Genomic DNA, 23,389 nt, shown 5'->3' with positions numbered 1-23,389 from the left:
GTTAAAAATAAAGTAAAAATTATCTTTGGGACGAACTGCAAAAGTTTGTATACGAAAAGGATTACACTTTAATTTTCCTTAGAAATTTGATATTGCTTTAAAACCAAATTGCTCTATTTTGCCAAACTAAAACAAAAAATAATCCCATAAAAAGAAAGCTAACTAAGAGTTTTATAAAAGTACCAGCTAAAAATCCTAAAAAAGAACCAGTTGCTGCTTTTAGCGCTCTTTTACCTTCGTTAGAATTGTAAATTAATTCACCAATTAATGCGCCTAAGAAGGGTCCGACTAAAAACCCAAAAGGAGGAAAAAATAATCCAATTACTAATCCAATATTAGTACCCCAAATTCCGTATTTGCTTCCGCCAAAATATTTAGTTCCCTTTGCTGGAATCACATAATCTAAAATTCCAATAGCTATTGCAATTATTAAGGTGATGCCAAGTAACCAATAATTGGTTTCCATTCCTGGACAAAAATAGAGAAGTAAAATCCCAACCCAACTTATTGGTGGTCCTGGTAACGCAGGTAATAAACTTCCTATGATTCCAAGAATCATAAGAACTAACCCCAAAATCAATAAAAAGTATTCCATAAGATTTTAGTTATTGTCTAACAAATTTATAACTTTGTTTTATACAATTTAAATTAATTACCTCAATGAGATTTGTTTTTTTGCTTTTGATTTCTTTTTTACTTGCTAATCCTGTTATTGCACAAGGCAATAAAATGTCTACCCAAGATCGTTTAAAACAGCTGGCTGAAAAAAAAAGAGAGTACGAAGAAATTAGAAAAAAAGAATGGGAAGATTATTTGGTTCGTGTTGAAGAAAGTAAAATTGCAAAACAACAAAAAAAACAAGCCGATTCAATTGAAAAATCTAAAATCCAAACTAATGTTATAAAAGATGATGAGTTGGGTTTTACAAAATGTATAGTTCAAGAATTACCTTTTTATGAAATAAAAAATTTAACTACAGGAATTGAAGAAAAAGTATCGTTTGATAACTACTTAAGAAAGCATATCTATAATAAGTTTAGATACCCTGAATTTGCAATGGATCATGAATTACAAGGAAGAGTTATGGTGCATTTTATTATTGATAAAGAGGGGAATCCACAAGTTAAAGAAGCTATTGGTCCAAAAAACGGATTAATTTTAGAAGAAGAAGCTATTCGTATTATAAAATTATTACCAACAGCTATTCCAGCTACTTGCGATGGGAAGCCGATAAATATTATGTTTGCAATACCTATAACCTTTCAGATGCAAGAGTAATATGAAAAAAATAATACAAGTATTTCTTTTACTTTTAGTAATTCAATCTTGTCAGTACTTCGATAAGCAAGTTCCTGATGAAAAGCAATTGTTAGAGCAAGAATTAAAAAAAATCAATTGGGAAGAAGTTGATGAATTTCCGTCGGTTTTGCAATGCGATACAATCAAAGATGAGGTAGTTAAGAAACAATGTTTTTTTGATTATTTGTCTCAAACAATTCAAGAGAGAATAGGAATTGATACTTTTCGTGTTGAATATCCAGAAATTGATACCATAAACGTAAAAATAACCGTTAATCCGGATTCTAGTTTGCAATTCGAAACGCAATATCCAAACGACAGTATTCCTTTAGCAGATAAAACAAAAATTGACAGTATTCTATCTTCAAGATTATCCGATCTTCCAAAGGTAGAACCAGCTATTAAAAGAGGTGTAAAAGTAAAAACGCAATTTGTTCTTCCCGTAATTATCAAAATGGAGAAGTAATTATTTCTTAAAATTTCTCCCTTTCCAACTATATTTACCAAACAACGAATACAAAGCTACCGAAACACTAAAAAAAGGATAAGTCAAACTACTGGCTAAAATATATTGTAATTTCGATTCGAAGAAATTAGCAGTTTTTAAAAGTAAAATAAAGTCAATTAGAAACTTAAGAGCCACAACCAACATAAAAAGATTTTGGTCGAGTAAACCAAGCAACCAAAGTAAAAAGCTCAAAATCCAATTTAAATTTCCTGCAAAAACTAGTATCGCTAACATCTTTCCATATGATGAAGAATAAGCAGTGCTTTTTGAAGCCCATCTTACACGTTGATGAAATAATTCGGTCCAATTATCAACTGATTTTGTTGCAACAATACTTTCTTTAGCTAATAAAAACCCAACTTTCTTTGGAGCAATAGTAATGGCTTTTTGTAACAAAAAAACATCATCGCCACTAGCAATGGTTTCATTTCCTTGAAAACCATTCAAACCCTTAAAAAAAGCTTTAGAATAGGCAAAATTTGCGCCATTACACAAAAAAGGTTTGTTGATTCCAAAGCTTCCGATTGTAGCGCCTTGTAAACTTAAAAAATCTAAATTTTGAAATGCAGCTAAAAACCCATTTTTAGGAACATAACAAACACCCGATGCAATCATTTCAACATTATTTTCTTGAATATATTGGTCGTAAAGAATCAACCAATTTTTCTGAACCAAACAATCGGCATCAGTAGTAATGATCCAATCGTTTTTGGCTATTTTAATGGCAGTTTCAATAGCATCTTTTTTTGGTGAATTCGACTTTCTTTCGTTCTTAATTACTTTTAAACTGAACACTGAATACTGAACACTGAATACTTCTTCAGAATCATCATCCACTAAGATTACTTCTACCAATTCCTTCGGATAATTCAAATTGGTAATAGAATGCAATAAATGAGGAAGATTTTCTTTTTCATTTCGAAACGGAACCACAATCGAAAATGACGTTCTTGGAGTGATTTCCTTTTTTGTAAATCGCTTCATTCTATTAAATCCATAAATAAGCTGCCCAATAAATAGGATGTAAATGAGAAAAACAATTCCGAGAATCAATTCCAGCATAATTAAAAATTAGTTCTATGTGAGTTATGTTAAGTGAAACGCCTAAAATCATCACAATCAAAATCTATTGTGGCTATGTGTTAAATTTTAAAACACATAGAAACATAGTAAAAGTGAAAAAAAATATTGAGAAGACAAAGAAAACTTCGTTTTTGCACAAAGAAAATAGATTATGGTTTTTTGTCATTCAATTTAAATCGCATAACAAAATAACTTCCTATAATAACAGGCAAAACAATATTTAACAGCCACATCAAAGTGCTAATAAAAATTACAATCCATTCGTTTATTCCGAGTTTTCCAAAGAAAAAAACGGCAACGCTTCCTTTTACTGCAAAATCTAAAAATTGAAAACTTGGTAAAGATGAGGCTAAAAAGTAAACGGCTGCAATTGAACTAATTAAAGTTAAATATGGCAAATCGACATCAAAAACTAAGAACAAAACATAATATTGATGTGAAAAAACCAAATATCGTAAGGTTCCTAAAAGGATGTTTTTTCTATGAATAGCTTTTGGAATTTCATTAATCTTATGAAGCAATTTCTGAATAGAATAACCTTTTATGGTGATATTTTTTGAGAAGAAAGCTAAAATCCCAAATCCCAAAACAAAAAGAACAATCCCTATTACCCATAATCCATAACCTATAAACAACAAACCAATTGTTCCGAAAATGACAGTTAAAATCATTTGAATTCCATTGCAGATCAAATTCAAGAAAATAACTTTTTTGGTTTTTTCTTTTTTGAAGAACAAAGCTTTTCCGGCATATTCGCCTAAACCGTTTGGAGTAAATATTCCTGCTGTTAACGCTCCCAATACTTGTTTACTAGCTTCTCCAACAGAAATTGGTTTGATGAAATTAACTAAATTTTGCCATTTTAAAATTTCCAAATAACGATTAGCAACACTAAATAGTAAAACAAATAAAAACGTAATTAATGAAGTTTTTTCAACAACTAAAGTTTGAAATTTATTCCAATCTAGTTTTTGATTAGATGAAATTTGATGGTAAATAAAATAAAAAGCACCAATTACAATCAAAAGTTTGATGGTAAAAACTAGGAATTGTTTAGCTTTGTGAGGAATAGATTTCATTACTACAAAGAAAAGAAAAATTGGCAAACGAACGCATCATATTAGGAATTGATCCCGGAACAACCATCATGGGTTTTGGTTTGATAAAAGTAATCAATAAAAAAATGGAGTTTCTTCAGTTAAATGAATTGATTCTGAACAAGTATGATGATCATTATATGAAATTGAAAGTCATTTTTGAACGTACAATTGAGTTAATTGAAACGCATCATCCTGATGAAATAGCAATTGAAGCGCCTTTTTTTGGTAAAAATGTACAATCGATGCTTAAGTTAGGAAGAGCTCAAGGAGTTGCCATGGCGGCTGGTTTGTCTCGTCAAATTCCAATTACCGAATACGAACCTAAGAAAATTAAAATGGCAATCACCGGAAACGGTAATGCCAGTAAAGAACAAGTTGCTAAAATGCTCCAGCAATTATTAGGTTTGAAAGAATTGCCTAAAAATCTTGATTCAACTGATGGTTTAGCAGCTGCAGTTTGTCATTTTTTTAATTCCAACAAAGTTGTGGCTGGAAAAAGTTATTCAGGTTGGGATGCTTTTGTAAAACAAAATGAATCACGAGTAAAAAAATAGTTTTCAGTCGTAGTGATGCAAACTGCGACTGCTACTGAATACTAATAAAATGTCAGGTATCTACATACATATTCCATTTTGCAAACAGGCTTGCCATTATTGCGATTTTCATTTTTCTACTTCATTGAAGAAAAAAGAAGAAATGGTTTTGGCTTTAGCTAAAGAAATTAAAATGCGCAAAGATGAGTTTCAAGATGAGGTTGTGGAAACCATTTATTTTGGTGGAGGAACACCTTCGATATTATCTAATGAAGATTTAAATTTTTTGATTGAACAAGTATATCAAAATTACAATGTTGTTGTAAATCCAGAAATTACGATAGAAGCAAATCCGGATGATTTATCAGAAGAAAGGATAGTTGATTTATCTAAGAACAAAGTCAATCGTTTATCAATTGGTATTCAATCTTTTTTTGAAGACGATTTGAAGATGATGAATCGTGCACACAATGCAATAGAAGCACAAAAGTGTTTAGAATTTGCAACACATTATTTCGAAAACATTTCTATCGATTTGATTTATGGAATTCCGGGTTCGAGCAATGAAAAATGGAAACAGAATATTGCAAAAGCAATTTCTTTTGGTATTCCACATATTTCAAGTTATGCTTTAACAGTCGAACCTAAAACAGCTTTGGATAATTTTATAAAAAAAGGAATTATTGCTTCGCCAGACGATGAAGCGGCTTCAAATCAGTTTGATATTTTGGTTGAAACGCTTCAGGAAAACGGATTTATACATTATGAATTGTCTAATTTTGGTAAAGAAAATTATTTTTCAAAAAACAATTCTAGTTATTGGTTGGGTAAAAAATATATTGGAATTGGACCATCTGCTCACAGTTATGATGGAAAAAACAGAGGTTGGAATGTAGCAAACAATTCACTTTATATAAAATCAATTCAAGATGATAAATTGCCAATTGAAATCGAAACGTTAACCCAAACCGATCGTTATAACGAATATATTATGACAGGTTTGCGAACCATTTGGGGTGTTTCTTTGGAAAGAATTGAAAAAGAGTTTGGTAAAACATTTTTGGATTATTTGAATCTTCAAGCTGCAAAATTTATCGAAGATAATTTGTTGTTTGTTGAAAATAAGATTTTAAGAACTACACAAAAAGGTAAATTTCTTTCAGATGGAATTGCCTCAGATTTATTTTTGTTGAACAAGTAAAAGCTTATTTTGTATTAAATAAACCTTGCGCAAAATTTAAAACGCCAATTATAAGAGCACTACCAAATTCACTAGCTCCATTAGGATTAAAAGAATCTATTTTAGAATTATATACCATGTTTTCAGGGATAAAAACAGAATTTTTGTATTCAAATTGACCTTTGTAAACCGAAAAATTATCATTCAGCATAGTAGCTTTATTGTAAACTGAAAAATCATTTTTTGTATAAAATTTTAATTGATTAAAAGAGATAAAGTGTTTGTTCGAATTTAATTTCACATCCAATTTAATTGGTTGTAAAACAAGTTGTACTGAGTCTGTTTTTATTTGAGAAAAAAAGCAAACACTATATAAAAATGAAAGGATAACAAAATATTTCTTCATTTTAACTATCTTTAAGGTCAGAATAACCTTGTAAATTTAATCATTAATTCTTTTGAAAACTACAATTCAACATAATAATTTAGAATACGAAATCGACTTATCAAAACCAATTGATATTTCAATTTCATTGACCAATAATGAGCAAAATCCGATTGCATGGTATCAAAATACACCAGAAATCGAGCCAGTAACAATGGGTGATTGGATTGGAAAAGTTTCTGAAGGAAAATCGTCAACAAATTTTAATAATATTTTCTTCAACCCACATGCGCATGGAACTCATACCGAATGTTTAGGACATATTACCCATGATTTTTATTCGGTAAATCAGTGTTTGAAGCAATTTTTCTTTACTGCAGAATTGATTTCGGTAGAACCAAAAGAGATTGGGGAAGATTTGATTATTACAAAAGAACAAGTTGAGATAGCTTTGGATAAAAAATCGCCCGAAGCTATTGTTATAAGAACATTACCAAATTTGGAAATGAAAAAGCATTTGAACTATTCGAATACAAATCCTCCATATTTGGAAGAAGCTGCAGCAATTTACATCAGAGAGAAAGGAATTAAACATTTGTTAATCGATTTGCCAAGTGTAGACAAAGAACACGATGAACGTAAATTATTAGCTCATAAAGCGTTTTGGAATGTAAAAGACGTCAATAATGTGAATGAAGACGCACGATTTGATTGTACCATAACCGAAATGATTTACGTTGATGAAGAAGTTGAAGATGGAAGTTATATGCTGAATTTACAATTTGCTTCATTTGAGAATGATGCAAGTCCATCGAAACCCGTTTTGTATAGTTTGGAGTAGGGAGTTTTTAGTTTGGAGATTAGTTAGAGTAATTAGTTTTAATATTGTAATATGGATTATAAAGATTTATTAGCCTATAAAAAATCGTTCGCCTTAGCTATGTTGATTTTTGATGTATCTAAAACTTTTCCAAAAGAAGAAAAGTATTCTTTAATAGATCAAATTAGGAGAAGTTCTAGAAGTGTTACCGTAACAATTACAGAATCATATAGAAAAAGAGTTTATCCAAAAAATTTCTTGAGTAAACTTACTGATGCTGAAGCAGAAAATTCTGAAACTCAAGTTTGGTTAGATTTTTCATTAGCATGTGGTTATTTAGAAGAAATAAAATATATTGAGTTAACAGCTTTAAATACTGAAGTTGGTAAACTAATTTATTATATGATGAATAATCCAGATAAATTCGGTTCAAGTAAAATATAAATTAAACGATATAAAACTCCCAACTAAAAACTCCTTACTCCCAACTTTTAATTATGAACATCCAGCAACTTTACGAATTTTGTCAATCTAAAAAAGGAGTTACCGAACATTTTCCTTTTGATGAAGATACTTTAGTGTTTAAAGTAGGAGGTAAAATGTTTTGTTTGACGTCGCTATCACAATGGGAAAAAGGCGAACCTTCCTTGAATTTAAAATGTGATCCCGATCGAGCATTGGAACTTAGAGCAGAATACGAAGCCGTTCAGCCAGGTTGGCATATGAGTAAAGTGCATTGGAATACGGTTTTATTTAATGGCGATGTTTCCGATAAAATGATGTGCGAATTAATCAATCACTCCTATGATTTGATTTTTAAAAGTTTGACAAAAAAAGTCCAACAAGAAATTCTAGAAGTAGAAAATTAGGCATTACTTTTGTGCTTGCCATTATATATAAGCAAACAAAACTTTGGAAAAATATCTTTATCTTGAAAAAACAACTTTAAAAATTTTAGTTTTAGGAAACATACTTTGGATTTCAGGATTGTTACTATTGCTGTTTTTAAATGTGACATTTGGACCTGCTTTTGTTTTGATTTGGATAGCCTTGATAATAGGAGGTTTTGTTCTTTTATCTAAAGATGGAATTGAGTTAGATTTGAAAAACAATCAATACAGAAGTGTTTTTTCAATTTTAGGTTTAAATATTGGAGATTGGAAAAATTTTCCTGAGATAGAATATATTTCGATATCCAGGAGTAAGGTTTCAACCAAAGTAGGAGGGATAGGAATGAGTTCTACAGCTTCTGCAAGAATTTCAGAAAAAGTAATTTTAATCAATTTATTTTCAGAGAATAGAAAACCTGTAAAACTTTATTATACAAAAGATGAAAATGTTGCTTTAGAAATTTGCGAAAAGCTTAAATCAAAATATAAAGTTGAAATTATTAATAAGCTTTAGCCGTTGAATTTTTGATTCAATTGAGACATGATGAAATAATAAATTAGCTTAACTTTGTATTAGATTATTTACATAGATAATTTCTAAATAATTAGCACATAAAATTTTAAAAACAATCATGATTGACAACTTAAAAAAAATATTAAACGAAGATCAAGATCCAAAAGCTATTGAGAAAATTACGGCTAAATTGGAAAATCTTTTAATGTCGAACGAAGAAGTAGGCTACATTGCCGTTCAGAAAAAACCAGCGGTGACAATTTTTCCAGACAGCATTGTGGTGACAAACAAACGTATCATTTTGTGTAAGCCTAAAAACTTAGGGTTGTCAATGGAATTCATTGATTACGATTGGGATGATATTGCAGGTTCATTTGTAAAAGAAGGTATTTTAGGAGCTGATTTTACTTTTACTACGAATTCTGATTTAACACATACTGTTGATTATTTACCAAAGAATCAAGCGCGAAAATTATATACTTACGCTAAAGAGCAATTGGATTTGTTGAAAAATCCAAAAGTAGCTACACCAGTTGTGGAAGAAGTTAAAACAGAAGCTCCAATTGAAACTCTTGTTCAAGAAGCCGAAGTTGAGGAAATTCAAACAGAAGAAGTAACGCTTTATGCTGAAATCATGCCAACTCCAAATGACGTTATTCGCGATACAGAAGTTGAAGCGCCAATTTCAGAGGAAAAAGGATTGGCACATTTAACACAAGACGAATTGTTTGCTAAACTTCAGAATTATAAGAAATTATTAGATAATGGATTAATCCTTCAAGGCGAGTACGATCGATTAAAATCGGATATTTTAAAATATTTGTAAGATAAAATTAAAACCCAACACTTCAAAATGTTGGGTTTTTCTTTACTATGTTTTTACATTGATTTTTTCTGTTTCTCTACAAAACCATCGGCTTGGAGTTTTAATAATTCCATTGCACTTTTCTTTTTGTAGTTATATAATTCTTTATCTTCTTTGATGTCAGCATATACTTTGTCGTAAATTTCTGCATCGGTTTGTTTTTGCAATTCACTTTGATAACGATTTTGAGCCAACATGTTTTTGATTCCCATTTCGCTATCTTCTTGTTTGAAGTCGTATTCGCTTTTTGGTGATAATAATTTGGCAATAATGGGCGAAGTTTCAATAGCTAAAAACAACAACATAATAAAAAGAGAAGGTAATAGAGGAAGTTTGTTTAAAGCATTAATACGCGCCATTAAACCATCAAACCCATCAATAATCGGTTGAGAATCCGCTACTTTTTTATCTAAGTCGGCTTGCAATGTTTTACCCTTTGCTTCTTTTTCGGCAATCGTTTTAGCACTACTCACTTTTAAAGAATCTAATTGCTTTATTGCAGCATCATGAGCCGCACGTTTTTCTTTATAAATAGGCCCTTTACCCATTTTCTTCGTTCCTGCAGAACCTTCAGCTTCAGTTATATACGATTGATACAACGCCGCCACTTCTTTTTCTTTAGCTTTAATTTGATTCTTCAAACTATCAATTGACGCTTGGTTTTTATCTACATCAGTTTTAAAATAATCGGCTACTTGTTTTTTGTTGGCAATAGCCATTTCATTCTTTTCCTTCAACAATACCGTATTAATTTCTTTCTCAAAAATCTTAATTTCTAAGGGTTTTGAAATTACAATTGCAATAATCATCGCTAGGACAATTCGTGGAGAAGCCTGAATGAATTCGTCCATAAAATTACCTTTCTTACGAATGGTAGAAACAATAAATCGATCTAAATTAAAAATAAGCAAACCCCAAACGAGACCAAAAAACACCGCCATATACGCGTTGTCAAAAACCGTATATAAAGCATAAGAACAAGCTACAAAAGCCATAACTGCAGTAAAGAAAACAGTAGCGCCAATTCCGGCATATTTATTCTGTTCTCCGTTAGAGCATGAGGAAACAATATCTTTGTCCGCTCCAGAACAAAGAATAAAAAATGATTTTAGCATAACGATTCGTTTAAAACCATAAACTTGTTCTGACTTGTTGGAAAGAAAACACTTATGGTTAGTTGATGATTGATGATGATGATTACAAATTTGTTGCCAAAAATGGTTTTTTGTTACAAGTTTTTAGATTAATTATTAAATTACCACACAGAAAAGCACAAAATAGCCCAGAGAATCTATAAATTTAAAACACAGATTATCATAAATTATCACAGATTACTATCGATTATTTTAAAAAAAAATCCCCAATCTTTTGATTAAGGATTAACAAATATTTAAACTAGATATTAAATGTAATATTCTGTCTTAGATACCGCTGAACAACAACAGATTTAGCCCATTTTCATTTATTCCAGTAATATATTATGATATGAATTTGGAAAGCATATTCAATACTAAAAATAAATTTATGAAAACAAAGGTATTAATTACCTTATTTGGTTAATGGTAAAATTACAATCTTCTCTTGTTCCAAGCAGATTCAAACTCAATAAAGTACTTAACACATTAAAACTAATTGTATCGCCAGTATTTAAACTCACCAGTGTTGTTACCGTTCTAACAGGAGGCGTAACATTTACACCAACTACTCCAACATTAGCAAACGAAGTCCTATTAACTACTGTTCCATTTTTCAAAATGGCTACTCCAAAGTTTGTAGCAACCGCAATAGCTGACGTAGCTTTGATTTGAACCGAAACTTGATAAATCCCATCTTGTTTAGCCGTGAACTCTGATTGCGTCGTATTGAACTCATTGTTTAAGTCGAATTCAACAAAATCAAACCCAATCTTACAAGCATCCGCCAATAAAGTTAGAGTCACATCACTTGAACTATTGAAGCTACCTTTTACACATGATTTTAAATTGCTTTCAAATACCGTTTTGGAAGATACTCTTTTTACATTTCCAATATTATCAACCACTAAGATTGAATCTTTAGCAGCGCTAATGTTATTAGTTAAAACTGTTGTTCGAACTCTTAAAGTCCCATTAACATCTAATTGAGCGGTTGGTGTTGTAGTGCCAATACCTACTTGCGCAACTATTACTCTCACCGAAAGTAACAATAAAATTGTTGAAAGTTTTTTCATAATAGTTAAATTTAGTTTAATATAAATTTACTGAATTCAAACTTTATAAAAAAAAACAAATGTTAAATTTTACTTATTTTGTTAAATTTATAATTTATAAACATTAATATAGTGGAAATATTAATGTATTAATGTGTTAATACCTAAAATGCAATTTTATAACGTATTTATCAAAATCTAAATAAAAAATAAATAATATATTTCAAATACTATCAATAAAAAACCCTCACATTTCTGTGAGGGTTTTAGTATCAAAAAATAAACGGATTACTTATCTCGAAATTTCAGGACTGTAAACTATTTACCAATTTTTAGTATCTGTAGTATTCTGGTTTAAATGGACCTTGAACTTCAACTCCAATGTAAGCAGCTTGCTCATCATTTAAAGTTTCTAATTCAACTCCTAATTTAGCTAAATGTAAAGCTGCTACTTTTTCATCTAAATGTTTAGGTAACATATACACTTCATTTTTGTAAGCTGCACTGTTTGTCCATAACTCTAACTGAGCTAAAGTTTGGTTTGTGAAAGAGTTAGACATTACAAATGATGGGTGACCTGTTGCACAACCTAAGTTTACTAAACGACCTTCAGCTAAAATAATAACTTCTTTACCGTTTACATTGTAAATATCAACTTGAGGTTTAACTTCAACTTTAGAGCTTCCGTAGTTTTTGTTTAACCAAGCCATGTCAATTTCGTTATCAAAGTGTCCGATGTTACAAACGATAGTTTTATCTTTCATAGCTTCAAAGTGACGACCAACAACAATATCTTTATTTCCTGTTGTAGTAATTACAATATCAGCATTACCAATAACAGTGTCTAATTTTTTAACTTCAAAACCATCCATTGCAGCTTGTAAAGCACAAATTGGGTCAATTTCAGTAACAGTTACAATAGAACCAGCACCACGGAAAGAAGCAGCAGTTCCTTTTCCTACGTCACCGTAACCACAAACAACAACTCTTTTTCCAGCTAACATAACATCAGTTGCTCTACGAACTGCATCTACTGCAGATTCTTTACAACCATATTTATTATCAAATTTAGATTTAGTAACTGAATCATTTACGTTGATAGCAGGCATATATAAAGTTCCAGCTTTCATTCTTTCGTATAAACGGTGAACTCCAGTTGTAGTTTCTTCAGATAAACCTTTAATTCCTTCAACTAATTCAGTATATCTATCGAAAACCATATTTGTTAAATCACCACCATCATCTAAAATCATGTTTAATGGTTGACGATCTTCTCCAAAGAATAACGTTTGCTCAATACACCAATCAAATTCTTCTTCATTCATTCCTTTCCATGCATAAACTGGAATTCCAGCAGCAGCAATAGCAGCAGCAGCATGATCTTGAGTAGAGAAAATGTTACAAGATGACCAAGTTACATCAGCACCTAAAGCAACTAATGTTTCAATTAAAACAGCAGTTTGAATAGTCATATGTAAACAACCAGCAATACGAGCACCTTTTAAAGGTTGGCTAGCACCATATTCAGCTCTTAAAGCCATTAAACCTGGCATTTCAGCTTCTGCTAATTGAATTTCTTTTCTACCCCATTCTGCTAAAGAAATATCTTTAACTTTGTATGGTACATACGGAATTGTTTTTGTACTCATTATAATATATAATTAATTTTTAATTTTGAGGTTGCAAAGTTACAACATAACTTTTTAATTTCTAAATATTAAATAAAATTTTGTGAATTGTTTATCTTGCTAATTATTTGAATTACAATAAAATATAAATGCCATTTTATAAAGCTATATCCATAAACGAATCAACAACTGCATACTTTTGGAAAATTTCTGAAGATGTAACTGATTTATTTAGAGCAGTTTCTTTGAAAGATGTAACGCTGTTTCGTTATGAAGGAATGAAATCAGAAAGTCATCAAAAAGGATTTCTAGCTGTGCGAATGTTGTTGCAACATTTAGGATATACTGATTATGATTTGAGTTATGATGAGCAAGGAAAGCCACATTTAAATGATGGAAAACATATTTCTATTTCGCATTCTCATGAATTTTCGTGTATTTGTATTAGTGATTCATTAATGGGAATTGATTTGGAAAAATGCAAAGACAAAATTTTGCGAATTGCACCTCGTTTTTTAGAAATGAAGCATTTAGAAAATTTATCTGATACAGAAAAAATACAGAAAGCAACTGTTATTTGGGGAGTTAAAGAGTCGATATTCAAAATTAAAAATGAAGTAGGGATTAGTTTTCCAGAGCATATTTTTGAGAACGAATTTGATGTAGCAGCAGGCAACTGTTCTGCCGAATTGCATTTTAATAACCAAATAGAAAAGTTTACAATTCAATTTTATAACATAGAAGAGTATATCTTTGTGTGCGCCTTTCCAAAATAGTAAAATGCAAAATTTATATCAAGATATACTTCGGGCAAAAAAGAACCATCAAAAACTTTTAGCTATTTTAATTGACCCAGAAAAGGTTTCGATTGAAGCTGCAGTAACTTTATCTGAAAAAATCATTTCTTCGCCTGCAACACATATTTTTATTGGAGGAAGCACTTTTAGTGGAACGCATTTAGATGAGCTTATTGCAATTATAAAAACTAAAACCCAATTACCAGTTTTAATTTTTCCAGGTCATCCTTCGCAAATTTCAAATGAAGCTGATGGGATTTTGTTTTTAAGTTTACTCTCTGGTAGAAATCCTGAATATTTAATTGAACATCATATCAATTCAGTTGATGCTTTAGAAAAGTCTAATTTGGAAATTATTCCAACAGGTTATTTACTAATTGATGGAGGCAAAGAAACGGCTGTGCAAAGAGTTAGTCAAACTCAACCAATTGAGTATGGCAATGTAGAATTGGCTTACAAAACGGCAAAAGCGGGTGAGTTTTTAGGTAAAAAACTAATCTATTTAGAAGCAGGAAGTGGAGCTGAAAAGCATGTTTCTTTAGAAATGGTGCAATTTGTAGTTCAAAATATCAATATTCCACTAATTGTTGGCGGAGGAATTCGCTCATTAGAAAAAATAAAAGAAGTTCATGAAGCTGGTGCCGATTTGGTAGTGATTGGGACAGCTTTTGAAAACAATCCAAATTTCTTTTTATAATGATAGAGTTTCTTTTTTCTCAGTATAAAGATTACTCTAATCTTTTTATTTTTTTAGAACTTACTGCAGTTGTGTTTGGAACAATTAGTGTTTTGTTTGCTAAAAAAAACAATGTTTTGGTGTATCCGACGGGTTTAGTAAGTACACTTATTTTTGTTTATATATTACTTAAATGGAAATTATATGGTGATTTAATCATTAATATTTATTATTCCATAATGAGTATTCTAGGCTGGTATTTGTGGACAAGAAAGAAAAATGGAGTAGAGGAGTTTCCTATTTCAGTAATGAAAAAGAAAGACTTTTTTATTTCCAGCTTGATTTTTATCGGAACTTTGATTTTTGTAGCCTTTATTTACCATTTTTTTGATAAATTTACAGATTGGACAGCATATGTAGACACATTTACAACAGGTTTGTTTTTTGTGGGGATGTGGCTCATGGCCAAAAGAAAAATTGAAAACTGGATAATTTGGATTGTTGCCGATATTATTTCAGTTCCTTTGTATTTCTATAAAGGGTTAACGTTTTCTAGTATGCAATTTTTTGTATTTACAATTATTGCTATTTACGGTTATTTAGAATGGAAAAAATATTTACAGAACAAGATATAAAATACATTACGGAAAGAGGAAATTCATTAGAAAAAGTGCAACAACAGTTGGATTTTTTTATTCAAGGAATTCCTAAAATAAATTTAGTAAAATCGGCTACCATTAATGATGGAATTTGGCAATTTTCTAAAGAAGAAATCGATTCGTTTGTTGATTATTTTGATAAATATAAAAATCAATACACGATTGAAAAATTTATTCCAGCTTCTGGTGCTGCAACGCGTATGTTTAAGTTTCTGAATGAATTTTTAAATGAATTTGATTTTGAAAACGACACTATCAACGGTTACATCAATAAAAAGAATGCTAAAGACGTTTCTATTTTTATTTTTGGTTTGAAGAATTTTCCGTTTTATAGAGAATTAAAACAAAGAACAATTCAATTATATCCAAATTATTACTCATTATCAAGTGATAATAAGCATTATTTTTTAATTAAAACGCTTCTAAGCAAGGAAGGATTGGATTTTGCAAACAAACCAAAAGGGATATTACCTTTTCATGTAAAGGGCGAAAAAATTACAACTCCAATCGAAGAAAATATTTTTGAAGCTCATTTTTTCAAAAAGGAAAATCAAAAAACAAAAATTCACTTCACAATTACAGAAGAATTTCTAGCTGATTTTACTAAAATTACCAATCAATTTCCAGAATGTGAAGTTAGTTTTTCATATCAAAATCAATCGTCTGATACTTTAGCGGTTAATGAAGATAATTCGCCATTTAGAATTGAAGACAATCAATTGTTTTTTAGACCAGGCGGACACGGAGCTTTGATAGATAATTTAAACTCGATTCAATCAGACATTATTTTCATTAAAAATATTGATAATGTATCTCAAAACCATGTCGATATAATTGCAACTTATAAGAAGGTCTTAGGCGGTGTTTTAATTCGAATGCAATATCTAATATTCGAATATTTAAAAAAATTATCAGAAGGAAATGTTACGGAATCTGAAATCAACGAGATAAAAGATTTTGCAGAAAATAAATGTTCATTTCCGTTACCTGAAGAGTTTAATTTCTTTCAAACAGCTTATAAAATTGAGTACTTGATAAAAGTTTTAAATCGTCCAATTCGCGTTTGTGGAATGGTTAAAAATGAAGGTGAGCCTGGTGGTGGACCGTTTTGGGTTCAAGACGAAAAAGGCAGATTGACTTTGCAAATTGTTGAGACATCTCAAATTGACATGAATAATAAATCTCAAAAAAGCATAGTTAAAGAAGCAACTCATTTTAATCCTGTGGATATTGTTTGTGGGGTTAAAAACTTTAAAGGCGAAAAATTTGATTTAGTAAATTTTATTGATCATAATGCCGCTTTTATTACTGAAAAAACGAAATATGGCAAACCAATTAAAGCTTTTGAACTTCCAGGTTTATGGAATGGTGCCATGGCAAAATGGACAACTATATTTGTTGAGGTGCCGTTAGAAACTTTTAATCCTGTTAAAACTGTAAACGATTTATTAAAATCGGCTCATCAACCAGATAATGGATAAAACTATTTTACAATCCGAGTTTACTTTCAAAGCGGTAAGAAGTAGCGGAGCTGGCGGACAGAACGTCAATAAAGTATCTTCAAAAGTGGTGCTTAATTTCGATTTGGCTAATTCTAAAGGATTATCTGAGGATGAAAAAGTGTTGCTGCAAACAAAAATTGCTACAAAACTTAAGCAAGATGGAATTTTAATTTTAACTAGCGAAGAAGATAGAAGCCAACTTAAGAACAAGGAAAAAGTCATTAAGAAGTGTTTTAAGTTATTAGAAAATGCACTAAAGGTTCAAAAAGAAAGAAAAGAAACAAAAATTCCTAGAGCTGTTAAAGAAAAACGCCTTAATTCAAAAAAAGTAATGAGTGTTTTAAAACAAAACAGAAAAAAAACAAACTTTTAATTCTTTAAACTTGGAAGTTTGAAATAAAGAGTCCTATCTTTGCCGCGTCTCAAAGGGGTGCTCAAAATATCGAGCTGAGATCATACCCATAGAACCTGGGCGGGTAATGCTGCCAAGGAAATAGAGAAAAAAAGACATTGAAGGCCAAAGTGTGCTTTTATTCTCGCGAGTATCAATATTTAATTTTTAAACAAGGAATAATTACCCCTTTTATTCGTATTTATTTTACGAATGAAAACTTTATTCAAAAAAGAGGGCTTATTGCCAAAAACAAAGAATAACTATTTTAGTTTTCTTTTACCTTTTACCTTTTGCCTTTTACCTTTTGTGTCTTATTCTCAAGAAACTCAGAAAGACACTACTAAAGTAACCGAATTAAAAGAAGTTACTGTTTCGTCTGTTAGAGCGAAAGACAAAAATCCAATTACTTACACTAACGTTTCAAAAGAAGAAATTGCTCCAAGAAATTTGGGTCAAGATGTTCCAGTTTTAATGCAATATTTGCCTTCTGTTGTTAGCACTACCGATGCTGGTAACGGAGTTGGTTACACTTACATGCGCGTGCGTGGTTCCGATGGTTCTCGTATTAACGTAACATTAAATGGTGTCCCTTTTAACGATAGTGAAAGTCAAGGGACTTTCTTTGTTAATTTACCTGATTTTGCATCTTCATTAGAAAGTGTTCAGTTGCAAAGAGGTGTTGGAACATCTACAAATGGTGCTGGTGCATTTGGTGCGAGTTTGAACATGGAAACCAAATCGTATCAAGAAAAAGCATATGCTGAGGTTGCCAATTCTTTCGGAAGTTTTAATACAAGAAAGCACACATTATCTTTTGGAACGGGTTTGCATAATAATTTCGAATTAAATGCAAGAGTTTCAAATGTTGCTTCTGATGGTTTTATTGATAGAGCAACTTCTAATATGTTTGGTTATTTCTTTAATGCTAATTATGTGAAAGAATCTACTTTAATCAAGCTTTTAGCATTTGGAGGAAAAGAAAAAACCTATCAAGCTTGGTACGGGATAGAAGATTTAGATGGTGATAGAACTTTTAATCCAGCAGGGATGTACTTTGATGATAATGGTGATATGCAGTTTTATGATAATGAAACCGATAATTATTGGCAAAATCATTTCCAATTACATTGGACAGAAAAGTGGTCTGAAAAATGGATTTCAAATGCTGCATTACACTACACAATTGGAAAAGGTTATTTCGAACAATATAAAGAAGACGAAGATTTAACTGATTATAATTTACCAGCTTTTAATGGTAATTCTATTTCAGATTTAGTAAGAAAGCGTTGGTTAGATAATGATTTTTTTGGAGCAACATTCTCTTTAAATTACAAAACATCACAATTAGATTTATTGTTTGGTGGTGCAGCCAATCGTTATTTAGGATTGCATTATGGAGAAGTAGTTTGGACACCTAACTACATTCCAGCGCCAAATCGTTACTATGATAATTATGGAAACAAAGACGATATGAATGTGTATACAAAAGCATCTTACAATATTACAAGTAAGTTAAATTTGTTTGCCGATTTACAATATAGAATGGTTTTTTATAATGCAACAAGCGTAAAATTTGACGATGTTAATGATACGTTCCGATTTTTCAATCCAAAAGCAGGTTTGAATTTTCAATTGGATGAAAAGAATGCTTTTTATGGTTATTTTGGAGTTGCAAACAAAGAACCAAGACGCGACGATTACGAAAGTGGAGCAATTAAACCAGAACGTTTATTTGATTATGAATTGGGTTGGAAATACAACACTAAAAATGTGAAATTGTACGCAAATGCATTTTACATGAGATACAATAATCAGTTGGTAATGACAGGAGCCTTAAACGATGTGGGTTCTCCAATTTTCACAAATAGTGGAAAAAGTTACCGATTAGGTTTAGAAGTAGAATCTACAATTGTATTAACAGATAAGTTAATATTAAATCCAAATGTTACGATTAGTCAAAATAAAAATGAAGACTTTTATTTTCAGAGAGATGGTGTAGTTCAAAATTTAGGAAATACAAATATTGCGTATTCACCTAATTTTATCTTTGGAAATAGATTTACTTTCTTACCAGTTAAAGGATTACAACTTTCGTTATTATCTAAAATGGTAGGTGAACAATATATGGGGAATATTGATTCGGACAAGTCAAAATTAGATGGTTATTTCATAAACGATTTTAATGTTTCGTATGATTGGAAAATCAATAAAGGTATTAAGTCGATTGTGTTTTCTGGTTTAGTAAATAATATTTTTGATATAGAATATGAGTCTAATGGCTATTTCTATACGTATGACGATACTTGGTCAGGCCCAACTCCAGTTACTATTGAAGGAACAGGTTACTATCCGCAAGCTGGGATTAATTTCTTAGTTGGAGCAACCTTAAAATTTTAGTTAAATTAAGTTAAGTTAAAAAAAGCCTGAAAAAATAATTTTTTCAGGCTTTTTTGTTAGTTGTAAACTCGTAGCGAGAGCGCGTCTAATTGCTCTACTCGATATTGTTTCATTGAATATTGCATTCCTTGTGCCTGACCAGAAAACAAACTATATCTTGCGTTATCACAAGGGCAAATAGCTTCAATACCGCTTAATGTCATAGTTGAACAAGAACTTAAAGCTTGATTAGGACAAGCAGCATCAAAAGCTACATAACCACTTCCTGTGTTAAACACAAAAATTCCTCTAACTCCAACTCCCGCACTGCTAATATAAACAGCATTACTTGGAAATTGTAAAGAGCTATATTGTGGTAAATTCATATTAATATTCAAATTAAATCCATAGTTTGGAAGATAAGGATTGTTGTTTTGAAAACTTTCTTTTTCGCACCCAAAAAATAAAGGAATTAAAAAGAGTAAAATGTATTTTTTCATTCGATTTTTACTTTCAATTGTAAAACAAATTTAAATAATTACTTTTGACTAAACATTACGATATTACTTAAATTAATATTAAAAATAAATTACTATCTTTGTGAAAAGGAATCCCATGCAGGTGGGATTCTTTCTATTTATATAAACTATGAAGTTATGAGTACAGTATCTTATTACACAGCAGAAGGATTAAAAAAATTAAGAGAAGAATTAGACCAACTTAAAAGTATAGAACGCCCAAAAGCGTCACAAGCAATTGCAGAAGCAAGAGATAAAGGAGATTTATCAGAGAATGCAGAATATGATGCTGCAAAAGAAGCACAAGGATTATTAGAAATGAGAATTTCTAAAATGGAAGAGTTAGTTGCAAATGCACGTTTAATTGATGAATCACAATTGGATTTGTCAAAAGTATTGGTATTGTCGACTGTTAAGATTAAAAATCAAGCTAATGGTATGGAAATGAAATACACATTAGTAGCAGAAAGTGAAGCTGATTTAAAAACTGGAAAAATTTCTGTTACATCACCTATTGGTAAAGGATTGTTAGGGAAATCTGTTGGAGAGGTTGCAGAGATAAACGTTCCAAATGGTGTGTTAAAATTTGATGTTTTAGAAATTACAAGAGACTAATTTTACACAAAATGGCTAGTATTTTTACCAAAATAGTAAACGGCGAAATTCCGTGTTATAAAATTGCTGAAGATGAAAATTATTTGGCATTTTTAGATGTTAATCCAAATGCAAAAGGACATACATTATGTATTCCGAAGCAAGAGATTAATAAAATCTTTGACATGGATGAAGAACTTTATTTAGGATTGATGAAGTTTTCTAGAAAAGTTGCAAAAGCCATTGAAAAATCAGTAGAATGTAAGCGTATTGGTGTTGCAGTTGTTGGATTAGAAGTGCCTCATGTACATGTGCATTTAATTCCGCTACAGGATATGGACGATATGCGTTTTCAAAGAAAAACAAGTTTAACGCCTGAAGAGTTTCAGGATTTAGCAAAGCAGATAAGTTCTAATATATAATAATAAAACACCGTTAAGGTGTTTTTTTGTGTTTATTTTTATGAGATATTTAATTATAGCCCTTTTATTTTTTCAAACAGTAGTATTGTCACAACAAAAGAATATTTATACTACTGTTGAAAAGTCAATGCGACAAATTCCTGAAAATCAAACAAAATCTGTAGCTCAAATTTCAGATTATATTAAATTACATTTTAAAGGAGAGGAATTGCAAATTAAGGCGGCATATTTTTTTGTCATTTCTACAATTTCTTATGATGTAAATTTTAGTTTTACAACTGAATTATTTAGTAGTGATGAAGATTTTGTATCCAAAACAATAGCAAATAAATCAGGGGTTTGTATTCACTATGCTAAGCTTTTCAAAGCTTTGCTTGATCAATTAGGATATCAATCTCAAATCGTTTCAGGTTATACAAAACAAAATAATCAAATTGCAAAAGTTTCTCACGCTTGGTGTGCAATAAAGATGAAAGATACTAATTGGTATGTTTTTGATCCAACCTGGGATTCTGGATATGTTACAACAAGCAATATGTTTGTTTCTAATATTGCTTCTAAACATTATAAGATGTTGCCTTCAGAAGCCGTTAAATCGCACATGCCATTTGATTTTTTATGGCAATTTTCTAAAGAACCAATTTCAAATCGTGAATTTTATAACGGTAAAAATTATGATAACAAACCTTTAGTGAACTTTGATTATCAAAATGAGATAGACAAATACAACAAGTTGTCGGAAATTGATAAAGCTTTTGAAAGTTCGGAAAGAATTCAGAATAATGAAATTATAAATGATTTAATTTTAGAAGAGTACAACTATAAAAAAAGTGTATTCAATGCTACAAGATTAAATAAGAATATTGAGAAAGTAACCGAAATTATCGAAGATTACAATGTGGCAATTGTTTTATTAAACGATTTTATAATTTACCGAAACAAAGGGTTTACCCCAACTTTTTCTGATGCAATTCTTTTAGAGATGATTCAAACACCAAAAGAAAGATTGGAAAATATTCAAAGAGAAATTTTCGGGATTAGTAGTGTTGGAAAAGAAAATGCAGCAAGTTTTAATGAGTTAAGATCTTCTATAGCAGATGCAGTTAAACAATCTCAAGAACAGTATGATTTTGTAAAAGATTACATTTCAAAAAGTAAAAAGGATAGAAAAAAAATGGTGGATAAAGTAATTTGGTCTGGAAAGCCAGTTAAACAATAGTGGATTTTTTAAAACTCATTTGCATAGTCGTTCCTTTTCCAATTTCTGAATGTTCTACTTTGATTTTTCCTTTGTGATAGTCTTGAACAATACGTTTTGTTAATGATAATCCTAATCCCCATCCACGTTTTTTGGTTGTAAAACCTGGTTCAAAAACTTTTGAAAATTGGTTCTTAGGAATCCCTTTACCAGTATCGGTAATTCGGATTTTAACAAAGTTTTCAAGTTCGGTTATGTTGATGTTCAACGCACCTTTTCCTTTCATTGCATCAATCGCATTTTTTACTAAATTTTCTATTGTCCAACTATGTAAAGCTGGATTAAATTCAACATAAATAGGATGTTGAGGTGCTTTAAAAGTAAAGGAAACCTGTTGCGATACACGACTTTGTAAATATTCAACGGTATTTTTAGTGTCTTCAATGATATCGCGTTTTTCTAATACAGGTTCACTTCCAATTTTAGAAAAACGATCTGTAATTGTTTGAAGCCGCGAAATGTCTTTTTCAATTTCGGTAATCGTACTTTCTTCAACATTGTCCAATTTTAAAATTTCTAACCAACCAATTAATGAAGAAAGTGGCGTTCCTATCTGGTGAGCTGTTTCTTTTGCCATTCCTGCCCAAAGTTTGTTTTGAGTGGCCATTTTTGTAGCTCGGTAAAAATTATACACTACTGCTCCAAATAAAATAATGATCAATAAAAGTGCAACAGGATAATATTTCAATTTGTTTAAAAGAGGCGAATTTCCGTAATATACCAATTGGTATTTGTTGTTGGAACGCTCCATTTTAATGGGTTGGTTGTCGTTTTTTATCGAATTGAAATACTTGTTTAAAGCAATACTATCTTTTGAAATTTCTTCATCAATATTGTTGAAGTCGATAATATTTTCTTTGCTGTCGGTAATAAAAATGGGAATGGTAGTATTATTGGTAATAATTTGAAAAGGAAGTTCTACATCGGTATGTTCATTGGCATTAGCTAATGTTTTTTGTGCACTTGCCCAAAATTCCATTTTTGCTCTTTCTTCATTTTTAAAAATTTGAAAAAAGTTATAAGTATTCCAAAGTATTAAAGTTACTATGAAAAAAGAAGCAATTATGATAAACCAACGCGTTAGATTTCGCTTTTCTGAAAACTGCATGTACCAATATTTGATGTAAAAATAATAAAACCTTTTTAATTTGATGCTGGTTCTTGTAATTGAACTTGCAATTGTTTGTTATCTTTGTAGAA

The 23,389-nt window shown here is 30.5% G+C and carries 27 protein-coding genes; 18 read left to right on the top strand and 9 right to left on the bottom strand.

What is annotated here, in order from left to right:
- Positions 1–97: 97 nt before the first annotated feature.
- On the bottom strand, positions 98–595 hold the full coding sequence (locus LOS89_RS11605; protein ID WP_231835407.1) for a DUF456 domain-containing protein: 498 nt from the start codon (positions 593–595) through the stop codon (positions 98–100).
- 65 nt (positions 596–660) lie between these two features.
- Between LOS89_RS11605 and LOS89_RS11600 the strand changes: the two genes are divergently transcribed.
- Positions 661–1,278 carry an energy transducer TonB gene (locus LOS89_RS11600; protein WP_231835406.1) on the top strand — a complete coding sequence of 206 codons (618 nt, stop codon included), beginning with the start codon at positions 661–663 and terminating at the stop codon, positions 1,276–1,278.
- A 1-nt stretch (position 1,279) separates the two neighbouring features.
- Complete coding sequence (locus LOS89_RS11595) at positions 1,280–1,765, top strand: hypothetical protein (protein ID WP_231835405.1); 486 nt, start codon at positions 1,280–1,282, stop codon at positions 1,763–1,765.
- Here the strand turns inward: LOS89_RS11595 and LOS89_RS11590 are convergent, their stop codons facing one another.
- Together LOS89_RS11590 and LOS89_RS11585 are read right to left on the bottom strand one after the other, a co-directional pair.
- The gene (locus LOS89_RS11590) at positions 1,766–2,869 is read right to left on the bottom strand and encodes a glycosyltransferase family 2 protein (protein WP_231835404.1); all 1,104 of its coding nucleotides are present in this window, start codon (positions 2,867–2,869) and stop codon (positions 1,766–1,768) included. It abuts the gene before it with no gap.
- Positions 2,870–3,039: 170 nt separating this feature from the next.
- On the bottom strand, positions 3,040–3,969 hold the full coding sequence (locus LOS89_RS11585) for a hypothetical protein (RefSeq protein WP_231837073.1): 930 nt from the start codon (positions 3,967–3,969) through the stop codon (positions 3,040–3,042).
- Positions 3,970–3,989: 20 nt separating this feature from the next.
- On the opposite strand from LOS89_RS11585, the gene ruvC reads away from it, so the two are divergent.
- Together ruvC and hemW are read left to right on the top strand one after the other, a co-directional pair.
- Positions 3,990–4,544 carry a crossover junction endodeoxyribonuclease RuvC gene (ruvC, locus tag LOS89_RS11580; protein ID WP_231835403.1) on the top strand — a complete coding sequence of 185 codons (555 nt, stop codon included), beginning with the start codon at positions 3,990–3,992 and terminating at the stop codon, positions 4,542–4,544.
- A 49-nt stretch (positions 4,545–4,593) separates the two neighbouring features.
- Positions 4,594–5,724 carry a radical SAM family heme chaperone HemW gene (gene hemW, locus LOS89_RS11575; protein ID WP_231835402.1) on the top strand — a complete coding sequence of 377 codons (1,131 nt, stop codon included), beginning with the start codon at positions 4,594–4,596 and terminating at the stop codon, positions 5,722–5,724.
- A 4-nt stretch (positions 5,725–5,728) separates the two neighbouring features.
- On the opposite strand, the gene LOS89_RS11570 is transcribed toward hemW, so the two are convergent.
- Complete coding sequence (locus LOS89_RS11570; protein ID WP_231835401.1) at positions 5,729–6,109, bottom strand: hypothetical protein; 381 nt, start codon at positions 6,107–6,109, stop codon at positions 5,729–5,731.
- Positions 6,110–6,161: 52 nt separating this feature from the next.
- Here LOS89_RS11570 and LOS89_RS11565 point away from each other — a divergent pair, with 52 nt between their 5' ends.
- The 5 genes from LOS89_RS11565 (at position 6,162) to LOS89_RS11545 (ending at position 9,138) form a co-directional block, all read left to right on the top strand.
- Complete coding sequence (locus LOS89_RS11565; protein WP_231835400.1) at positions 6,162–6,929, top strand: cyclase family protein; 768 nt, start codon at positions 6,162–6,164, stop codon at positions 6,927–6,929.
- A 51-nt stretch (positions 6,930–6,980) separates the two neighbouring features.
- Positions 6,981–7,352 carry a four helix bundle protein gene (locus tag LOS89_RS11560; protein ID WP_231835399.1) on the top strand — a complete coding sequence of 124 codons (372 nt, stop codon included), beginning with the start codon at positions 6,981–6,983 and terminating at the stop codon, positions 7,350–7,352.
- 53 nt (positions 7,353–7,405) lie between these two features.
- Positions 7,406–7,777, top strand: coding sequence for an MmcQ/YjbR family DNA-binding protein (locus tag LOS89_RS11555; protein ID WP_231835398.1), 372 nt, complete (start codon positions 7,406–7,408; stop codon positions 7,775–7,777).
- Positions 7,778–7,820: 43 nt separating this feature from the next.
- Positions 7,821–8,312 (top strand): hypothetical protein, encoded by a 492-nt coding sequence (locus LOS89_RS11550; RefSeq protein ID WP_231835397.1) that lies wholly within the window; start codon positions 7,821–7,823, stop codon positions 8,310–8,312.
- Positions 8,313–8,430: 118 nt separating this feature from the next.
- Positions 8,431–9,138 carry a PH domain-containing protein gene (locus LOS89_RS11545; RefSeq protein WP_231835396.1) on the top strand — a complete coding sequence of 236 codons (708 nt, stop codon included), beginning with the start codon at positions 8,431–8,433 and terminating at the stop codon, positions 9,136–9,138.
- A 53-nt stretch (positions 9,139–9,191) separates the two neighbouring features.
- Here the strand turns inward: LOS89_RS11545 and LOS89_RS11540 are convergent, their stop codons facing one another.
- From LOS89_RS11540 to ahcY, 3 genes are all read right to left on the bottom strand, one after another.
- Positions 9,192–10,292, bottom strand: coding sequence for a DUF4407 domain-containing protein (locus tag LOS89_RS11540; protein ID WP_231835395.1), 1,101 nt, complete (start codon positions 10,290–10,292; stop codon positions 9,192–9,194).
- A gap of 428 nt (positions 10,293–10,720) precedes the next feature.
- Entirely contained in the window at positions 10,721–11,386 is a 666-nt protein-coding gene (locus LOS89_RS11535) for a hypothetical protein (protein WP_231835394.1), read from the bottom strand.
- 311 nt (positions 11,387–11,697) lie between these two features.
- Positions 11,698–13,014 carry an adenosylhomocysteinase gene (gene ahcY, locus LOS89_RS11530; RefSeq protein WP_231835393.1) on the bottom strand — a complete coding sequence of 439 codons (1,317 nt, stop codon included), beginning with the start codon at positions 13,012–13,014 and terminating at the stop codon, positions 11,698–11,700.
- A 128-nt stretch (positions 13,015–13,142) separates the two neighbouring features.
- On the opposite strand from ahcY, the gene LOS89_RS11525 reads away from it, so the two are divergent.
- From LOS89_RS11525 to LOS89_RS11500, 6 genes are all read left to right on the top strand, one after another.
- Positions 13,143–13,769 carry a 4'-phosphopantetheinyl transferase family protein gene (locus LOS89_RS11525; RefSeq protein ID WP_231835392.1) on the top strand — a complete coding sequence of 209 codons (627 nt, stop codon included), beginning with the start codon at positions 13,143–13,145 and terminating at the stop codon, positions 13,767–13,769.
- Between the two features lie 4 nt (positions 13,770–13,773).
- Positions 13,774–14,487 (top strand): phosphoglycerol geranylgeranyltransferase, encoded by a 714-nt coding sequence (locus LOS89_RS11520; protein ID WP_231835391.1) that lies wholly within the window; start codon positions 13,774–13,776, stop codon positions 14,485–14,487.
- Positions 14,487–15,101, top strand: a complete 615-nt coding sequence (gene pnuC, locus LOS89_RS11515) for a nicotinamide riboside transporter PnuC (protein ID WP_231835390.1) — start codon at positions 14,487–14,489, stop codon at positions 15,099–15,101. The genes LOS89_RS11520 and pnuC overlap by 1 nt, the downstream gene beginning before the upstream one ends.
- On the top strand, positions 15,071–16,606 hold the full coding sequence (locus LOS89_RS11510) for a DUF4301 family protein (RefSeq protein WP_231835389.1): 1,536 nt from the start codon (positions 15,071–15,073) through the stop codon (positions 16,604–16,606). Before pnuC ends, LOS89_RS11510 begins: the two co-directional genes overlap by 31 nt.
- Complete coding sequence (gene arfB / locus LOS89_RS11505) at positions 16,599–17,000, top strand: alternative ribosome rescue aminoacyl-tRNA hydrolase ArfB (RefSeq protein ID WP_231835388.1); 402 nt, start codon at positions 16,599–16,601, stop codon at positions 16,998–17,000. The genes LOS89_RS11510 and arfB overlap by 8 nt, the downstream gene beginning before the upstream one ends.
- Positions 17,001–17,231: 231 nt before the next feature.
- Entirely contained in the window at positions 17,232–19,418 is a 2,187-nt protein-coding gene (locus tag LOS89_RS11500; protein WP_231835387.1) for a TonB-dependent receptor, read from the top strand.
- A gap of 56 nt (positions 19,419–19,474) precedes the next feature.
- Here the strand turns inward: LOS89_RS11500 and LOS89_RS11495 are convergent, their stop codons facing one another.
- Positions 19,475–19,897 carry a Rieske (2Fe-2S) protein gene (locus LOS89_RS11495; protein WP_231835386.1) on the bottom strand — a complete coding sequence of 141 codons (423 nt, stop codon included), beginning with the start codon at positions 19,895–19,897 and terminating at the stop codon, positions 19,475–19,477.
- Between the two features lie 156 nt (positions 19,898–20,053).
- Here LOS89_RS11495 and greA point away from each other — a divergent pair, with 156 nt between their 5' ends.
- From greA to LOS89_RS11480, 3 genes are all read left to right on the top strand, one after another.
- Positions 20,054–20,530: a transcription elongation factor GreA gene (gene greA / locus LOS89_RS11490; protein WP_231835385.1), complete on the top strand. Its 477-nt coding sequence runs from the start codon at positions 20,054–20,056 to the stop codon at positions 20,528–20,530.
- A gap of 11 nt (positions 20,531–20,541) precedes the next feature.
- Positions 20,542–20,931 carry an HIT family protein gene (locus LOS89_RS11485; protein ID WP_231835384.1) on the top strand — a complete coding sequence of 130 codons (390 nt, stop codon included), beginning with the start codon at positions 20,542–20,544 and terminating at the stop codon, positions 20,929–20,931.
- A gap of 127 nt (positions 20,932–21,058) precedes the next feature.
- A complete protein-coding gene (locus LOS89_RS11480; protein ID WP_231835383.1) occupies positions 21,059–22,150 on the top strand; it encodes a transglutaminase domain-containing protein in 1,092 nt (363 codons plus the stop codon).
- On the opposite strand, the gene LOS89_RS11475 is transcribed toward LOS89_RS11480, so the two are convergent.
- A complete protein-coding gene (locus LOS89_RS11475) occupies positions 22,140–23,297 on the bottom strand; it encodes a sensor histidine kinase (RefSeq protein ID WP_231835382.1) in 1,158 nt (385 codons plus the stop codon). The genes LOS89_RS11480 and LOS89_RS11475 overlap by 11 nt on opposite strands.
- Between the last annotated feature and the right edge of the window lie 92 nt (positions 23,298–23,389).

Source organism: Flavobacterium channae (assembly GCF_021172165.1).
GTDB classification, from domain to species: Bacteria; Bacteroidota; Bacteroidia; order Flavobacteriales; family Flavobacteriaceae; genus Flavobacterium; species Flavobacterium channae.
The sequence above is the reverse complement of the archived record's forward strand: the minus strand, read 5'-3'. Positions and strand labels throughout refer to the sequence as shown.

Excerpts from the sequence above, each read along its gene's own strand:
- LOS89_RS11605 (WP_231835407.1), bottom strand. The coding sequence starts at position 595 with ATGGAATACTTTTTATTGATTTTGGGGTTAGTTCTTATGATTCTTGGA.
- LOS89_RS11600 (WP_231835406.1), top strand. The coding sequence starts at position 661 with ATGAGATTTGTTTTTTTGCTTTTGATTTCTTTTTTACTTGCTAATCCT.
- LOS89_RS11595 (WP_231835405.1), top strand. The coding sequence starts at position 1,280 with ATGAAAAAAATAATACAAGTATTTCTTTTACTTTTAGTAATTCAATCT.
- LOS89_RS11590 (WP_231835404.1), bottom strand. The coding sequence starts at position 2,869 with ATGCTGGAATTGATTCTCGGAATTGTTTTTCTCATTTACATCCTATTT.
- LOS89_RS11585 (WP_231837073.1), bottom strand. The coding sequence starts at position 3,969 with ATGAAATCTATTCCTCACAAAGCTAAACAATTCCTAGTTTTTACCATC.
- hemW (WP_231835402.1), top strand. The coding sequence starts at position 4,594 with ATGTCAGGTATCTACATACATATTCCATTTTGCAAACAGGCTTGCCAT.
- LOS89_RS11570 (WP_231835401.1), bottom strand. The coding sequence starts at position 6,109 with ATGAAGAAATATTTTGTTATCCTTTCATTTTTATATAGTGTTTGCTTT.
- LOS89_RS11560 (WP_231835399.1), top strand. The coding sequence starts at position 6,981 with ATGGATTATAAAGATTTATTAGCCTATAAAAAATCGTTCGCCTTAGCT.
- LOS89_RS11555 (WP_231835398.1), top strand. The coding sequence starts at position 7,406 with ATGAACATCCAGCAACTTTACGAATTTTGTCAATCTAAAAAAGGAGTT.
- LOS89_RS11545 (WP_231835396.1), top strand. The coding sequence starts at position 8,431 with ATGATTGACAACTTAAAAAAAATATTAAACGAAGATCAAGATCCAAAA.
- LOS89_RS11540 (WP_231835395.1), bottom strand. The coding sequence starts at position 10,292 with ATGCTAAAATCATTTTTTATTCTTTGTTCTGGAGCGGACAAAGATATT.
- LOS89_RS11535 (WP_231835394.1), bottom strand. The coding sequence starts at position 11,386 with ATGAAAAAACTTTCAACAATTTTATTGTTACTTTCGGTGAGAGTAATA.
- ahcY (WP_231835393.1), bottom strand. The coding sequence starts at position 13,014 with ATGAGTACAAAAACAATTCCGTATGTACCATACAAAGTTAAAGATATT.
- LOS89_RS11525 (WP_231835392.1), top strand. The coding sequence starts at position 13,143 with ATGCCATTTTATAAAGCTATATCCATAAACGAATCAACAACTGCATAC.
- LOS89_RS11520 (WP_231835391.1), top strand. The coding sequence starts at position 13,774 with ATGCAAAATTTATATCAAGATATACTTCGGGCAAAAAAGAACCATCAA.
- pnuC (WP_231835390.1), top strand. The coding sequence starts at position 14,487 with ATGATAGAGTTTCTTTTTTCTCAGTATAAAGATTACTCTAATCTTTTT.
- LOS89_RS11510 (WP_231835389.1), top strand. The coding sequence starts at position 15,071 with ATGGAAAAAATATTTACAGAACAAGATATAAAATACATTACGGAAAGA.
- arfB (WP_231835388.1), top strand. The coding sequence starts at position 16,599 with ATGGATAAAACTATTTTACAATCCGAGTTTACTTTCAAAGCGGTAAGA.
- LOS89_RS11500 (WP_231835387.1), top strand. The coding sequence starts at position 17,232 with ATGAAAACTTTATTCAAAAAAGAGGGCTTATTGCCAAAAACAAAGAAT.
- LOS89_RS11495 (WP_231835386.1), bottom strand. The coding sequence starts at position 19,897 with ATGAAAAAATACATTTTACTCTTTTTAATTCCTTTATTTTTTGGGTGC.
- greA (WP_231835385.1), top strand. The coding sequence starts at position 20,054 with ATGAGTACAGTATCTTATTACACAGCAGAAGGATTAAAAAAATTAAGA.
- LOS89_RS11485 (WP_231835384.1), top strand. The coding sequence starts at position 20,542 with ATGGCTAGTATTTTTACCAAAATAGTAAACGGCGAAATTCCGTGTTAT.
- LOS89_RS11480 (WP_231835383.1), top strand. The coding sequence starts at position 21,059 with ATGCGACAAATTCCTGAAAATCAAACAAAATCTGTAGCTCAAATTTCA.
- LOS89_RS11475 (WP_231835382.1), bottom strand. The coding sequence starts at position 23,297 with ATGCAGTTTTCAGAAAAGCGAAATCTAACGCGTTGGTTTATCATAATT.